Here is a 14,769-nt window from a genome sequence, read left to right on the forward strand (position 1 = left end):
CCCCCCGGCCCCGCCCTACCGGCCGGACAAGGCCTTTGCCCTGCGCCCTTCCCGCCTAGTACCGTGGGGGTCGATTGGTGACAGCACGCTCGACTGTGTCATCATCGGCACGCACCGACTCGCGCTCGCGCGGGAGGATGTGCCTGGAGGCGTCGCCTAGTCCGGTCTATGGCGCCGCACTGCTAATGCGGTTTGGGCCTTAAAGCCCATCGAGGGTTCAAATCCCTCCGCCTCCGCACCTGATCACGAAGCCCCGGTCACCCGACCGGGGCTTCGCCGTCATCGCCCTCGCCGCAGGTGCCCCTCTGAAGCCATTTCCGCAGGTCACAAGGGGTATGGCAAACGGATTTCACATGGCGGCGGCGGTCATGTAATGTTCTTCCTGTCGCCGCGAGCGAGCCGGAAGGCCCGAGAGCGGCGAAAAAACAGAACAAGCACTCGTAGCTTAACGGATAGAGCATCTGACTACGGATCAGAAGGTTGCAGGTTCGAATCCTGCCGAGTGCACAGCACGTCAGAGGCCCTGTGGAGTGATCCACAGGGCCTCTGACTTTTGTCTTGACGGCAGTGTCTGACGGCAACCGCCCTCGGAGGACGGGTACGGGCCCGAGCCATCCGGCGAAAGCGGTCAGTAGCGCCCGCCATGCGCTCCACCGATGATTTCTTGCGAGCTGCAGGGTCAGTACGGCCATGACTGATGTGAACAAGCCGCCGATCGTCTCCCGCCGGGAGTGGCTGGCCGCAATCGACACCCTGCGCGTCCGGGAGAAGGCGCACACCCGCGAGGGCGACGCGATCGCCGCCGCCCGGCGGCGGCTGCCCATGACCGAGGTCGACCCATCGGCTCCGCTCGTCGGAGGCAAGGGACACGTCCCCCTGATTGATGTCTTCGAGGGCCGCACTCAGCTGTTCGTGTCGTATCACATGTGGCACGACGGCCACACCGCCGCCGACCAGTGTGAGGGCTGCACCTTCTTCACCGGCCAGGTCCGCGAACTGTCCTATCTGCACCAGCGTGACGTCACCTTCGCCGTCTTCTGCCAGGGCCCCTACGAGGAATCCGACCGCTACCGGCGCTTCATGGGCTGGGACATGCCCTGGTACTCCGTACCCGCCGAGTCCCACGAACGCCTCGTCGCCGGCCGCCACTTCGGGATGAAGGCGAGCTACCTCCGCGACGGGGACCACGTCTACGAGACGTACTGGACCACCGGCCGCGGCGTCGAACCCATGGCGCCGTCCTACGGCATCCTCGACATGACCGTGCACGGGCGGCAGGAGACGTGGGAGGACTCCCCGCCCGGCTGGCCGCAGCCGTACGAGACGCTCGGCCAGCAGTTCCGCAAGGACGGACGGCCGACCGCGCAATGGGCACGGATCGCCGCCGGCCACGACGACGACCTCCACAGCGGACAGCCCAGCACGGCCACGGGCAGCTCAGGCTGCTGCTCGTAAGCCCAAGCCCAAGCCCAAGCCCAAGCCCAACGGCCGTCGCGGCGGAGTGACGGCCGTCGGGCGGTGTGGTCGAAGCCTGAGGGCTCGTGCGGAGAGCCCGCCCTTAGAGATACGCGCAGAGCTTTTCGAATCACGCTTAGACGGCTACCGGGACACCGGCCGCGCCGTCGTCATCGTCCGGCTCGTTGCCGTCACCCCTCAGTGCCTCCCCGACGCGGTCGAAGGCGGAGCGCTGTGAGTCGAGCCGTACGAAGGTGTAGATGTCCATGGTCACGCGAATGGAGCTGTGGCCGAGGACTTCCATGATCATGCGGGCGTCGGGCCCTGTTCGTGGAGCAGCGAGGCGCACGTGTGACGCAGGTCGTGGAAACGGACCTTGCGGACGCCGGCGCGGACACACAGAGCCTCGAAGGAGCACCCACTTGATCACGCGCTCGCCGATGGCGTCGAACTCGACGGTGAGCCGGGCCCGCTCGACCGCCAGGCCCACGGCGACCTGGAGGGCGTCGAAGGTGGCCCAAGGCGGGGGCGGGGTGGTGTGGCCGTCGGGTCCGTCGAAGCGGATCACGGCGTGGAAGTGGACCAGGCCGCGCTTCTGGTACTCGGCGACCTTGGCGAAGCAGACGCGGAGAGCGGCGTTCAGTGCCTTCTGCGTCATGCCGAGGTGTTCGGCCAGGGCGCGGCGCAGGTAGCAACCCTTGAGCCCGCGTCGGCGGTAACCTCGGAGCGAGCGTCAGGGCATCTCAGAGAGTTCTACGACCAGTTGGCCCCACACAGGCAGGAGCCCGTAGCTCTTGCCTTCGAGGCACGGCTACGGGAACTCCTCCCGCCCGTCAACGGATCGCTTCACCCATGAGCAGGTAGAGCAGGCCGACGAGCGATCCACTGCTCACGACCTCGCGGCGGTCTATCATCCCGCGCACCTCTGAGAGAGGGATCCACTCGATGCGGTCGGACTCGTTCTTCTCCGTGGGCGGACCGGCGTAGGTGGCGCCATCGATGCGGAAGACGTGGTGCTGCGAGTCGGTGATCCCGTTCGCCGGCTCGGCATAGATCAGAGGCTTGATGGGGCCGGGGCGCCAGCCGGTCTCTTCCAGGACTTCGCGGGCAACAGCTTCTTCCGGGGTCTCGCCATCCTCGACCAGGCCCATGGGCAGTTCCCAGGCCCACGAGTCCGTGATGAAGCGGTGCCGCCACATCATCAGGACCTCTTGGCGGTCACTGACCACGGCGGCAACGGCCAGGTGTCGGAGCCGGACGACGTGGTACTCCCACCTGCGTCCATCAGGCTGCTGGACGTCGACCAGACACAGATTCACCCACTTGTTGGTGTAGACCTGTCGCTCACCGTGGGTCTTCCACTCCATACCTGCGGCCCCTGTCGATCGGTCTCCAGGATCTCAGACCGGTCTGAAGGCCGATGCGAGTTCCCAGCTTTTCGCGTCACTTTGACGAGATGCGTCGTCGAGAACCCCGCCCAGCTAGGACTGAGCGTCAGACGGACGAACTTACGAGCGACAGCAGGGGATGTCGCTGAGACCTAGTAGGCCTAGGAAGCTGCGAGCACTTGGGTGTCTACGGTCGTTGAGCTGGACAACTGGGCTGCCAAAGCTGCCGCTCCTCTCGTATGTCGTCCGTTACGGGAGAAGCGGCAAATCCCCGTCCCGCTCGGCCTCGCGCCGCTCGGGGGCCGGAACTCCCGGCTGTCCCGGGATCGCAGTAGTCGGCACGGTGATCGTCTTCTTCGGTCCGAACATCAGGCTGGACGGCTGCTGCGTCCGCCGGTCGGACACGACGATCCCACCGCGCCACTTTCCCATGGGGTCCTGGTACCGGAACTGCAGCTTCTTCAGCCGCCGCCCGAAGTGCTCCCGCAATGGCCGGTAAGCGTCGTCACAGTGCACGTTCCACGTCACGTCGCCCAGGTAGGCGTGGCACGCGATGGGGAACAGGAGGGAGGACACCACGAGATCGGCGAGCTGGAGAAGCGTGTGGGTGTCGCTGTGGCCGAAGACCGGTGACTCGATGACCCCGCGGAGGCTGTCGCCGCCCGTGCGGTACTTGCGGGTGGTCACGCAGTGCACATTGGGAGCGTTCTTCACCTTCGTGCGGCTGTCGAGGACCATCATGCCGCGCGAGTGCTCATGGGCGAGCTGAGCCTGGAAGGTCTCGTTCAGCGCGGCGACGGAGGCCGGGTACACCCCGGACTCGTCGAACGCCAGCCCTTCCTCTTTGATCCACACGCGGGCGAGGATGCGAGCTTCGTGGGACTCTAATGTGTCGAGCAGCGAAGCCACCAGTTCCATGGCCGCACGTCGCCAGCCGTGGTTGCCGGCACGGAGGTTCTTGCGGACGTCCGAGCCCTTGATTTCGTGCTGGATCACCTCGGAGAGCTGGTCAGCGTTCCGCAACTGCGGTCGGTAGTGCTTCTTGACGTCGAGGAAGGCCCAGGTGAGGGACTTGACCTGGGCCCGGGGCACGGTGAATCCGCCGACGACGAGGACTGGAGGGGCGTCAGGCCTCACGGGATCGAGCGTCTGCCCGTTACCCGCCTCGTCGATGTAGCACAGATGCACCGAACCTCCCTGGAACACGTCTGTGGCCGCCCCCGAAGGGACGGCCACAGGGTCTGCGCAGCCATATGCGCGATGTTTTGCTTGCTGAGTCCGATCCTGCCGAGAACGGCTACGGTCGGTCAAGCCGAGAGCACGTTAGGTGGTACGGGTTTCGGTCAACCTTGAACGGACGAAGCCGAGGAACGCCGCCCAGGCGGCCGGCGCGACGGCGACGCTGCGGGGTGGCGGGCCGGGCAGGACGGTGTCCGCGGAGGTCGACTCTGAGACGCAAGGTCCTGGAGTCTTGGGCTTGTCAAGTCTGGATGGCGTGGGGTTCGGGGGCCGTAGGATCCTCTTCTGTGATTACGGGCGAGCTGAAGAGCAAGGTGGGGCGCGTCTGGGACGCGTTCTGGTCGGGTGGCATCTCCAATCCGCTGGAGGTGATGGAGCAGATCACGTACCTGCTCTTCATCAAGCGGCTGGACGAAATCCAGACCCGCAAGGACCGCAAGGCGACCGCAACGGGCAAGCCCGACCCGAACCCCTTCTTCTCGGAAGATCAGCAGGATCTGCGCTGGCAGAACTTCAAGGTCAAGGACCCAGAGATCATGTACGGGCTCGTCGCCGATGGCGTCTTCCCGTACCTGCGTCGCATGGGCGGGGACGAATCGACGTACTCCCATCACATGAAGGACGCCCGGTTCACCATTCCGGGACCTAACCTGCTGGCGAAGGTCGTCGACCTGCTCGACGACATTTCCATGGACAGCAGTGACACCAAGGGCGACATCTACGAGTACCTGCTCGCGAAGATTGCCACGGCCGGCCAGAACGGCCAGTTCCGCACGCCACGCCACATCATCGACCTGATGGTCGAGATGACTCAGCCGGGGCCCCGCGACGAAATCTGCGACCCGGCGTGCGGCACGGCCGGCTTTCTGGTGCAGGCGGCGGCGTACGTGCAGCGGGTGCACCGTGACGCGCTGCTCGGGGTGGAGCAGCGCAAGCACTTCAACGAGTCGATGTTCCACGGCTTCGACTTCGACAATACGATGCTCCGCATCGGCTCGATGAACATGCTGCTGCACGGCATCGAGAACCCGGATATCCGTTATCGCGACTCGCTCGCGGAGAGCGCGGCCGACGAGGCCGAGCGCTACTCCCTGATCCTCGCGAACCCGCCTTTCGCGGGGAACCTGGACTACGAGTCCACGGCGGTGGACCTCCAGCGCATCGTCAAGACGAAGAAGACGGAACTGCTGTTCCTGGCCCTATTCTTGCGGCTCCTGAAGCCCGGTGGCCGGGCGGCCGTCATCGTCCCCGATGGGGTGTTGTTCGGTTCGACCAAGGCGCACAAGGAGCTGCGCCGCATCTTGGTGGAGGAACAGCAGCTCCAGGCGGTGGTCAAGCTCCCGAGCGGGGTCTTCAAGCCGTACGCCGGTGTGTCGACGGCGATCCTGTTCTTCACGAAGACGGACTCGGGCGGCACTGACCACGTCTGGTTCTACGACGTGCAGGCGGACGGCCTGAGTCTGGACGACAAGCGCAACCCGCTGCTTCCGGAGGAGCGCCTGGGCGTCCGCCCACAGGGTGACCCGCTGACGTCGGACGAACTTTTGAAGAACAACCTCCCGGACGTTTTGGCCCGCTGGCAGGAACGAGACGGCATGGAGAGGGACCGGGCGAAGACCGAGCAGAGCTTCTGCGTACCCAAGGCGGACATCGTGGCCCAGGGCTACGACCTCTCCCTGAACCGCTACAAGGAAACCGTCCACGAGGAAATCGCGACGCGGACGCCGAAGGAAATCCTGGCAGATCTGGAGCAACTGCACGAGGAGATCGCCAAGGGTATGGACGAGTTGAAGGGGATGTTGGCATGACGCATATCCCTGACGGCTGGCAGAGTGTAACGCTCGGGTCGTTCTGTGAGTTCAAGTACGGGAAAAGCTTGCCTGCCGCGCAGAGGGACGGCGGCGAGTTCTATGTCTTTGGGTCCAACGGCCCTGTCGGATCGCATTCGCAAGCATTCACTTGCGGACCGACAGTCGTGGTCGGCCGCAAGGGCTCCTTCGGTGAGGTCCATTATTCACCCGAGGCATGCTGGCCGATCGATACGACATATTTCATCGATGAGTCGGCCACAAGTGCGGACTTGAAGTGGCTGAGCCATCTGCTGTCAACCCTAGGCTTGACAGAAATGAACCGTGCGGCAGCAATTCCTGGATTGAACCGGAAGGACGCTTATGTCAAGAGCGTCCTGCTGCCAAGTCTCACGGAGCAGAAGCGCATCGCCGCCGTTCTTGACCAGGTGGACACCCTCCGCGCCAAGCGCCGCGAGGCCATCGCCCTCCTCGACGACCTTGCCCAGTCCATTTTTATCGACATGTTCGGCGACCCTGCTTCACCCAATTCTTCGTGGGATCGAAAAACGATCGGCGAGCTTGGTGCGGTAGTTACAGGAAATACGCCGTCACGGGCCAGGCCCGAAAACTATGGTGACGGTATCGAGTGGATCAAGACTGACAACATCAGGCCGCCTAAATTGAATCCAAGCCAGGCGGCTGAGCGTCTGACCGCAGCGGGGGAGAGAGTCGGCCGGGTCGTCCCGGCCGAAGCGATTCTGGTGACATGTATCGCGGGAAGTCCGGAAAGTATCGGGAACTCCGCATTGGCGGGGCGTCGAGTTGCTATCAATCAGCAGATCAATGCCTTCATCCCTGAAGGCCCGTTGCCGCGATTCATGCTGGAGCAGATCCGTGTGGGGAAGGTTCTGATTCAGCGGAAATCGACAGGAGCCATGACGGGCTTGGTCAACAAATCACAGTTCTCGTCGATTTCCCTCCTGGTGCCACCCGTGGACAGGCAACAGGAATTTGTGCGCCGAGTAAAGTGCGTGGATAGCGAGCGGGACAGGAACGTCCGGCATCTCGCCATCCTCGACGAACTCTTCACCTCCCTCCAGCACCGTGCCTTCGCCGGCACCCTCTGGGAACATGAAGCCCCCGGCGAAGCCGCGTAAGCCACTTCCGCCGTACCCGGTGCCCAGCACCGACCGCGCCACCAGCACCACACGCCGCCCGTGCGGCCGGGTAGGGGAGCCCGGCCCTAGGGTGGTTCTGCCGTAGGAGACGGACGGACACGTCGGCCTCGTGCGGGCCGGGACGCCGACCCGGGCCCGTACGGCGGGGCCGCAACAAGGGGAGAGGGACACGGCACCGCCATGGGTAGCGACCAGAACGGTCTGAGCAGCCAGAACAGCGACGGCCAGGGCCAGGGTCAGGCCGACCACGGCAAAAGCACCCGCGATCGTTCCGCAGCCGACAATGTCGGCCGTACCGCAAGCGGCAACTTCGCCTTCCTCCGCGCCGAGTGGCCCGCCCTCTACGACGAGGCGATCCGCGCCGAGCGGTTGATCCACCACGACCCCCGTGCCGCCTGCTTCTACGCTCGCCGCGCCATCGAGATCACAGCGCGCTGGATGTACGACAAGGACACCAGCCTCAGCGAGCCCTACAAGAAGGACCTCGCGGCGATGCTCCACGAGCCGAGCTTTCGGCAGCTCGTCGGGCCGACGGTCAACGCCAAGATGGATCTCATCCGCCGTCACGGTAACAACGCCGTGCACAAGGCCGCCCCGGTTCCGAAGACCGTCGCCGAGGCCAGCGTCAAGGAGCTGTTCCACTCCCTGTACTGGTTCGCCCGGACCTACACCCGCCAGGCAGCCGCGCTGCCGCCCGCCGGGCTGGAGTTCGACACCAGCGCCGTACCGCGCCCCCTTTCCCCCCAGGCCCGCGCGTTGAAGCAGGCCGAGCTCAAGGCCAAGGAGGCGGAGGACGAGGCACGCTTCAAGGAGCAGGCCGAGCAGCTCGCGGCCGAGCGGGCCCAGAACGCGGACCTCGCCCGGCAGCTCGAAGAGCTCAAGGCGCAGATCGCCGCTGCCAAGGCCGCCAACCAGGCCGTGCGGGACACCCATGACTACGACGAGAAGGCGACCCGGGACGCCTTCATCGACCTGCTCCTCAAGGAAGCCGGTTGGGACCTCCTCATCCGGGGCAAGGACACCGAGTACCCGATAGCGACCGGGATGCCCACCAAGACGGGCAAGGGGTTCGTCGACTACGTGCTCTGGGGCGACGACGGCAAGCCCCTGGCCGTCGTCGAGGCCAAACGGACCCAGCGGGACGCTCGGGACGGGCAGCAGCAGGCGAAGCTGTACGCCGACGCGCTCCAGGAACAGTTCAACCGCCGTCCGGTGATCTTCTACACCAACGGGTACGAGACCTACCTCTGGGACGACGGTCTCGGCTACCCGCCCCGTCAGGTGCAGGGCTTCTTCACCAAGGACGAGCTGCACTGGCACATCCGCCAGCGCGCCGGACGCCTCTCCCTCACGGCCACGCCGGTGAACGAGAAGATCGCCGGCCGCCCCTACCAGCTCCGGGCGATCAAGCGGGTAGGAGAGACCTTCGAGCGGGACCGGGGCCGTCAAGCGCTGCTCGTCATGGCGACCGGCACCGGCAAGACCCGTACCACCGTGGCCCTCGTGGACCAGCTGATGAAGGCCGGCTGGGCGCAGCGGGTGCTGTTCCTCGCCGACCGGCAGGCGCTGGTCACCCAGGCGATGAAGGCGTTCAAGGAGAACTTGCCGAATACTCCTGCGGCCAGCCTCCTCGACGACAAGGCCGCCTCGGCCCGCGTCTACCTCTCCACGTATCAGACGATGATGAAGCAGATCGACGTCACCGACGGTGCGGGTCGCCGGCGTTTCGGTCCCGGCTACTTCGACCTGATCGTCATCGATGAGGCGCACCGCTCCGTGTACGCGAAGTACGGCGAGCTGTTCCGCTATTTCGACTCGCTGCTGCTTGGCCTGACCGCCACGCCCAAGGACGAGATCGACCACAACACGTACAAGCTGTTCGCCATGGAGGACGGAGTCCCGACCGACTCCTACGACCTCCAGGAAGCTGCCGCCGAGGGCTATCTCGTCCTCCCCAAGGCGGTGAAGGTGCCGCTGAAGTTCATGGAACACGGCATTCGCTACGCCGACCTTTCGGAGGAGGAGAAAGCGGAGTGGGACGCCAAGGAGTGGACCGAGGACGGTGACATCCCGGACGCGGTGGGGCGCCACGACATGAACAAGTTCCTCTTCAACGAGGACACCGTGGACAAGATGCTGGAGACGCTGATGACGCGCGGCCACCGCGTCGAGGGCGGTGACCGGCTCGGCAAGACGATCATTTTCGCGAAGAACAACGACCACGCCCGGTATATCGAGGAGCGCTACAACGCGAACTACCCGCAGGGTGCTGGCCACACGGCGCGCGTGATCACGTATAAGGAGACGTACGCCCAGTCCCTCATCGACGACTTCTCCAACCCGAAGAACCCGCCGAACGCCCCCGACATCGCCATCTCCGTCGACATGCTCGACACCGGCATCGACGTGCCAGAGGTGGTGAACCTGGTCTTCGCCAAGCCCGTCTTCTCCAAGACCAAGTTCTGGCAGATGATCGGCCGAGGCACCCGCCTGCGTCCTGCCCTCTACGGCCCCGACCCCGACAACCCTGACCACAACAAGCAGAATTTCTACGTCTTCGACTTCTGCGGCAACATCGACTTTTTCAACAGTCAACTCGACCGGTCGGAGGGGCGTAGGGCCGTCACCCTCACTGAAAAGCTCCTCCAGCGCCAGCTCGACCTCGTACGGGTCCTGGACAAGCGGCAGCAGCCCGATCCGGCACGGGACGCCGGCCCCGACGCCATCGGCACCGAAGCGGAGATCCGCTGGTCGCTGGCCCACCGGCTGCACCACACCGTGACCGGTATGAACCTGGACAACTTCCTGGTCCGCCCGCACCGCCGGGAGATCGAAGTCTTCAGTCACTTCGGCAGCTGGCACCGGGTGGACGACGACGCGGACACCGCGATCCGTGAGCACCTGCTCGGACTGCCCAGCGAGTTCCGTCCGGACGACGAAGAGACGGGCGAGGAGGCCAAGCGGTTCGACCTGATGGCGTACGGTCTCCAGCTCGCCGCGCTGGAGGGCGGCAAGGAGTTCGCGAAGCTGCGCGCGAAGATCCAGGACATCGCCTCCAACCTGCTTACCAAGACCAACATCCCGGCGGTCTGCGAGCAGGCCGAGTTGCTGGAAGCGGTGGCGGGCGACGAGTGGTGGGACGGCGTCACGCTCCCGCTGCTGGAGGACATGCGGCGTCGTATGCGCCACCTGGCGCGTCTCACCGATCCCAAGGTCAAGCGGAACGTCGTCTACACCGACTTCGCCGACACGCTCGGCGACGTCACCGAGGCCGAGATCCAAGGGATGCCCCAGGGCACGGACGAGCAGCGCTTCAAGCAGAAGGCCCGGGCCTACCTCCTGCGCCACGAGGACCAGCCGGTGGTGCGCAAACTGCGTCTCAATGAGCAGATCACCGAACTCGATCTCGCGGACCTGGAGGAGATCTTCCTCACAGAGGCCATCGCCTCCCCGGAGGACCTCGACGAGGTGCGGTCCTCCGGCGGCCTCGGCCTGTTGGTGCGCGGGCTGTGCGGGCTGGACCGGCAGGCCGCACAGAAGGCGTTCGAGGTCTTCTGCGCGGGCAAGCAGCTCAGCTCCCGCCAGCTCGACTTTCTGACGTTGATCATCGATACGGTGGCCAGGCGCGGAATCCTGGGGCTGGGCGACCTCTACGAGGACTCGTTTGCCGATCTTGCCCCGGGCGGCCCCGACGACCTGTTCACCGGTGAGGAACTCGAAGTCCTCAATGTCATCTTCAAGGAACTGGAGCGGACAGCCAGGCCCACTACCTTGGCGGTCTAGGCTCAGCGTCGCGGCGATCGCGTACGCTGCGAGCCGGTGCCACTGTTCCGAGTTGACGGCAACCCTGACGGCAACGACGGCACACAGAGGCTGTTGATCACGATGATCAGCGATCAGCCGGGAGGAAGGCGGAGCCCCGGCCCAACGGCCTGCCCGATCCTACGGATCAGAAGGTTGCAGGTTCGAATCCTGCCGAGTGCACACAGATCAGTAGCCCCGGAGAGATCCGGGGCTACTGGCGTTTCGGGGCGTACAGCAGCCCGGGCCGCGCACGACGAGGGGGCACCCTGGTTCGCCGGGTGCCCCTCGAGTTGCAGGTCCCTGGCTGGCTAGTGCCGCATCAGGCAACGTTCGCCCTGTTCACGACCTCGCGGGGGCGCTCCGAATGCGTGTGCCGCGCCGTCGCCCCTCCGCACCGCGGGTCAGCGGCGGGGCGGCCGACTGGCCGCGCGTGACACGGTTGGCACTGGGCGGCCTCTCCCCGGGCCGGGGACAAGACAAGCCATGAAGGACTGGCCCAGGCAGTCCCACGCGTGAGCGAGGCGTGAGCGGACGGCCGAGGACAGGCCCCCCACAGTCCGGTCCGACGATCACACCCGTCTTCGGGAGCCGGTGGGCACATGGGACTCGCCTCGCCGCTCGCCGCTCGCCCCTCGCCGCGCCGCCGGGCCCCGGCGAACTTCGGGTCGTGGGGGGACGTACGCCGCCGGTCAAGCTGCCTGAGCGACCGGCGGAACGGGGGTGAACGCCCGATTGTCGCGCAAGAGTGCCCACAGGACGCCGGCGCGTCGACGGGCGAGCGCGATCACGGCTTGAACGTGCTTGAACCCTTCGCCGCGCTTCCTGAGATAGAAGTCCCTGTACGGGGACCTCCCACGCGCTTCGCAGCAGGTCGGCGGCACAAGCACCCCCACGTCACCTGAGCTTTCCAAGCTGATGGTTCGGGTTGGGCCACGCCTCACAGGTCATTGCCCTGTGAGGCCCAGTTGTTCGGCTCCCAGAGGTGAGAACGTCATCGGGCCGGCCCAGCCCTGGTGGATTTGGGCTATCTGGGACGGCACCGGGGTCACCGGGTACACAGTCCTGCCCCGTGCCCAGTTCGCCAGCAGCCCGACTGTCGTGTCGACCGACGAGACGACCATGGTGACTCGCGCACCGCCCTTGCCCCAGGTATTCCACAGCGCCCATCCCTCAGCACGGGCCTCAACACCGAGGCGGACACACGCCTCCTCATAGGTCTCCTGCATACCTGAAGGCATGGAAGCCGGCCGGAGTACCACCACGCCCGCCAACCGCACCGTGGGCCGGTCCTCTTCCTCTGGCAAGCAACCGTCGCCGGGAAAGTGATAGTGCCGGACCTCACGGGCAAGCGCGTTGACGGCTCGCTCTAGTGGCGTGGCATCGTCCGGATCCGACCCGTAAGTCAGGTGGCCCTCGGCGGACGCCGCAGTGGTCACGGCCTTGGCAAGCCGCTCGATCTCCCGCAGGTAATCAGGCTCTGAGAGTTCGGGTCGAGGCACGCCAGGCAGTGTCCCACCCGTGCAGCATTGCGCGACACCCGTTATCCGGCGGCCCCGAATCTGACGCGAGGGATGCAGGCAGCGTGCTCCGCCCGGGAGAAGGCCGTCTCAAGGTCATCGATCAGGCACGGACGCGTAGCGGTCCGACCACTGCACCCGGGCCCGCCGCCTGGTGCAGCAGTGCGGGCCCGGCACCGAAGCGCTGGAGGGCGATCGAACGCCGCTGTTCCGCGCCTCGGGCAGGCGGCGGTGATCACCGCATGAGTTCGCGGATTTTCAGCAGCAGCATGGTGACGGCCATGAAGGTCGCTCCTGCCCATTTCGCCGCGTCACGGATCGTCGCGTGGAGGAGGACGGCCAGCACTCCGGCTGCGAGGCCGGTGAGGAGGCCGACCAGCAAGGCGATGACGATGAGGAGGGCTCGCTGCCAGTGGCCGTCACTGGGAAGCGGCGGAGGCTGAGTCATCGTGTGCCTCCAGCGCGGGTTATCCGTGCACACTCCCGACGGTTGCCGCACTGGTCGGCCTCGTCGAGGAGGCGCGAGCCGACCAGGATTGTCCCGCCGAGGGGCTGGTTGGCGACACGACGCGCGTTACTATTTGCCATGAGGCTTCCTGGTTTGAGTTGATGGACGAGGACGCTTCACGGTGGGGGAGTACTCGGGCATTGCTTGCCGGCTGGCCGAGGGCTCCCCTTACCGCTGTGAAAGGCTCTCCGTATTCTTGGCCGAAATGAGCCTTGTTGTTTTCCTGGGCGCCATGCAGTCATCCGTCCATGGTCCTCCCCGGTCTTCAATGCCTGGTGCTGCAGCATTCAGCAGCCTTGGCAGTCATGGCTCCTGCCGTCATACTGGCGCCAGGGGCCTGACTGTGCCGTGTTGCTGCAGTACAGGATTGGGGGAGTTGTGACCTTTCCGGACCCGACATCGGTGTGGCGGAAAAGTTCCGCCAGTGGGGTTGAGAACTGCGTCGAGGTCTCATTAGGGCGTCGCGTTCTGGTCAGGGACTCGAAAGTGTCCGACGGGCCTTGGATGACTGTCAGCCCTTCAGTCTGGACCTCGTTTCTGGCGTCCCTGTCTCGCCACTACGCCGCTAGCTGAGAATTATTCTCGCGCCAGTCCTTGATGGGCTGAGCGTAGTTGTTCTCCACCTCCCAGAATGCTTCCAGATAGTCCTCCACGCTGCGCTGAACGCCGACGATCGCTTTGTTGTTGAGGATGACGCTTCCGTCTGGGTTCTCGAGATACACCACCCGTTCCTGACCGGCCTTCGCGAACTCGAAGATGACGTAAGGTGAACGCAGGAGCGGGTACAGTCCGCTCGTAAAAGGCACCACTCCGATGGTCACGTGATCCAACGTGCTGACCTTCTCCAGGTGGCGGATCTGCGCCTCCATCAGTTCGGGGCTGCCTACGATCCGCCGGAGAGCGGCCTCGTCGATCAGGAAACGGAGTTCTGTCTTCGAGGACTCCCCCAGCATGCGTTCCTGACGCTTCATGCGCAGGTCCAGCAGTTCTTCTTTCTCCGGGACCACGGATTGCTGGAGAATGGCGCGCGCATACGGTTCCGTCTGCAGGAGTCCGGGGACGAAGAGCGCCTCGAAGTTTCGGATGACGGAGGCGGATGCCTCGTAACCGAGGTAGGACTGGAATCCTTCCGACAGCAGAAGCCGGTAGTCGTACCACCAGGGCTGTCGGCGTGCTTCCTCTGCCGCGCGACGCAACTCCGCCGCGCTCTCGGGCGGGAGCCCGTAGAAACTGATCAATGCCTTGAGGTCGGTGATGGAGATTTTCACACGGCCTGACTCAAGGCGCATGACTTTGGACAGGGACCATCCTGTCTCGCGAGCCACATCAGGCTGCGAATGCCCCGCCTTTTTGCGCGCTTCTTGAAGCTGTGTGCTCAGAAGCTGGCGATAGAACATGGGGTCGGCATCGGGCATGAAGGGCTCCTCTTAGTGCCACAGGTCGTACCGAGGCCAAGCACTCTGACCGTGTTCAAGACGACCAGTGCCGCAAGGCTACGCGGATTTTTGACAGGTGTCACTATGCATCCCGGCGCTTCGGTACGCAGCGAAGTCCTGAAGGGATTCACGGGATAGGGGGGAGAAATGAAACATGAGAGTGATGCCACCGGACGCGTGATCGAATGAATGACCCGTGTGGGTGATGCGTTAGGTGTGGTGTGCAGGAATGGGGTAAATCGAATCCCTTGTTCCCGAAGGGGCAGTCGGGCCGGCAGTGCTCCTCCAAGTAGTTCGCCGCCGGCGCGCTCGCGCGGGTGAACCAGTCGTGCAGAACCGCGATCTCGTCGGGGGAGTAGTCCGCGAAGAGTTCCGTGAAGCGGCCGTAGCAGGGCTCGTAGACCTCTCGGACGCGGGCGACCGCGTCGGGCCGGGCGGCTACGCGGACGCGGAG

The 14,769-nt window shown here is 65.1% G+C and carries 10 protein-coding genes, 2 tRNA genes and 3 pseudogenes; 7 read left to right on the forward strand and 8 right to left on the reverse strand.

Annotation, left to right across the window (positions count from 1 at the left end; translation table 11 throughout):
• Positions 1-145 precede the first annotated feature (145 nt).
• The 3 genes from CA983_RS28550 (at position 146) to CA983_RS28560 (ending at position 1,455) form a co-directional block, all read left to right on the forward strand.
• A tRNA-Ser gene (locus CA983_RS28550) sits at positions 146-236 on the forward strand.
• A gap of 198 nt (positions 237-434) precedes the next feature.
• A tRNA-Arg gene (locus CA983_RS28555) sits at positions 435-507 on the forward strand.
• A gap of 183 nt (positions 508-690) precedes the next feature.
• Positions 691-1,455: a DUF899 family protein gene (locus CA983_RS28560; protein ID WP_086603710.1), complete on the forward strand. Its 765-nt coding sequence runs from the start codon at positions 691-693 to the stop codon at positions 1,453-1,455.
• 418 nt (positions 1,456-1,873) lie between these two features.
• On the opposite strand, the pseudogene CA983_RS28570 reads toward CA983_RS28560, so the two are convergent.
• The 3 genes and pseudogenes from CA983_RS28570 to CA983_RS28585 all read right to left on the reverse strand — a co-directional run.
• Positions 1,874-2,146, reverse strand: a pseudogene (locus CA983_RS28570) (replication initiator); the annotation flags it as partial.
• 142 nt (positions 2,147-2,288) lie between these two features.
• Positions 2,289-2,822, reverse strand: a complete 534-nt coding sequence (locus CA983_RS28580) for an NUDIX hydrolase (protein ID WP_086603712.1) — start codon at positions 2,820-2,822, stop codon at positions 2,289-2,291.
• A 270-nt stretch (positions 2,823-3,092) separates the two neighbouring features.
• Positions 3,093-4,031 (reverse strand): DUF3800 domain-containing protein, encoded by a 939-nt coding sequence (locus CA983_RS28585; RefSeq protein WP_086603713.1) that lies wholly within the window; start codon positions 4,029-4,031, stop codon positions 3,093-3,095.
• A gap of 302 nt (positions 4,032-4,333) precedes the next feature.
• On the opposite strand from CA983_RS28585, the gene CA983_RS28590 reads away from it, so the two are divergent.
• From CA983_RS28590 to CA983_RS28600, 3 genes are all read left to right on the forward strand, one after another.
• Complete coding sequence (locus CA983_RS28590) at positions 4,334-5,890, forward strand: type I restriction-modification system subunit M (protein ID WP_244207142.1); 1,557 nt, start codon at positions 4,334-4,336, stop codon at positions 5,888-5,890.
• Positions 5,887-7,029 carry a restriction endonuclease subunit S gene (locus tag CA983_RS28595; RefSeq protein WP_086603715.1) on the forward strand — a complete coding sequence of 381 codons (1,143 nt, stop codon included), beginning with the start codon at positions 5,887-5,889 and terminating at the stop codon, positions 7,027-7,029. The genes CA983_RS28590 and CA983_RS28595 overlap by 4 nt, the downstream gene beginning before the upstream one ends.
• Before the next feature lie 201 nt (positions 7,030-7,230).
• A complete protein-coding gene (locus tag CA983_RS28600; protein WP_086603716.1) occupies positions 7,231-10,833 on the forward strand; it encodes a DEAD/DEAH box helicase family protein in 3,603 nt (1,200 codons plus the stop codon).
• A gap of 710 nt (positions 10,834-11,543) precedes the next feature.
• On the opposite strand, the pseudogene CA983_RS28605 reads toward CA983_RS28600, so the two are convergent.
• The 3 genes and pseudogenes from CA983_RS28605 to CA983_RS28615 form a co-directional block, all read right to left on the reverse strand.
• A pseudogene (locus tag CA983_RS28605) lies at positions 11,544-11,699 on the reverse strand (IS110 family transposase); the annotation flags it as partial.
• Positions 11,700-11,798: 99 nt separating this feature from the next.
• Positions 11,799-12,353: a hypothetical protein gene (locus tag CA983_RS28610; RefSeq protein WP_143645578.1), complete on the reverse strand. Its 555-nt coding sequence runs from the start codon at positions 12,351-12,353 to the stop codon at positions 11,799-11,801.
• Positions 12,354-12,606: 253 nt separating this feature from the next.
• A complete protein-coding gene (locus CA983_RS28615; RefSeq protein WP_086603719.1) occupies positions 12,607-12,819 on the reverse strand; it encodes a COX20 family protein in 213 nt (70 codons plus the stop codon).
• 462 nt (positions 12,820-13,281) lie between these two features.
• On the opposite strand from CA983_RS28615, the gene CA983_RS28620 reads away from it, so the two are divergent.
• Complete coding sequence (locus tag CA983_RS28620) at positions 13,282-13,452, forward strand: DUF397 domain-containing protein (protein WP_244207143.1); 171 nt, start codon at positions 13,282-13,284, stop codon at positions 13,450-13,452.
• On the opposite strand, the gene CA983_RS28625 is transcribed toward CA983_RS28620, so the two are convergent.
• On the reverse strand, positions 13,437-14,294 hold the full coding sequence (locus CA983_RS28625) for a helix-turn-helix domain-containing protein (RefSeq protein WP_086603721.1): 858 nt from the start codon (positions 14,292-14,294) through the stop codon (positions 13,437-13,439). The genes CA983_RS28620 and CA983_RS28625 overlap by 16 nt on opposite strands.
• A gap of 292 nt (positions 14,295-14,586) precedes the next feature.
• Positions 14,587-14,769: pseudogene (locus CA983_RS48235) on the reverse strand (MarR family transcriptional regulator); the annotation flags it as partial.

Origin of the sequence: Streptomyces swartbergensis (genome assembly GCF_002148965.1) — a bacterium.
Classification (GTDB): Bacteria; Actinomycetota; Actinomycetes; order Streptomycetales; family Streptomycetaceae; genus Streptomyces; species Streptomyces swartbergensis.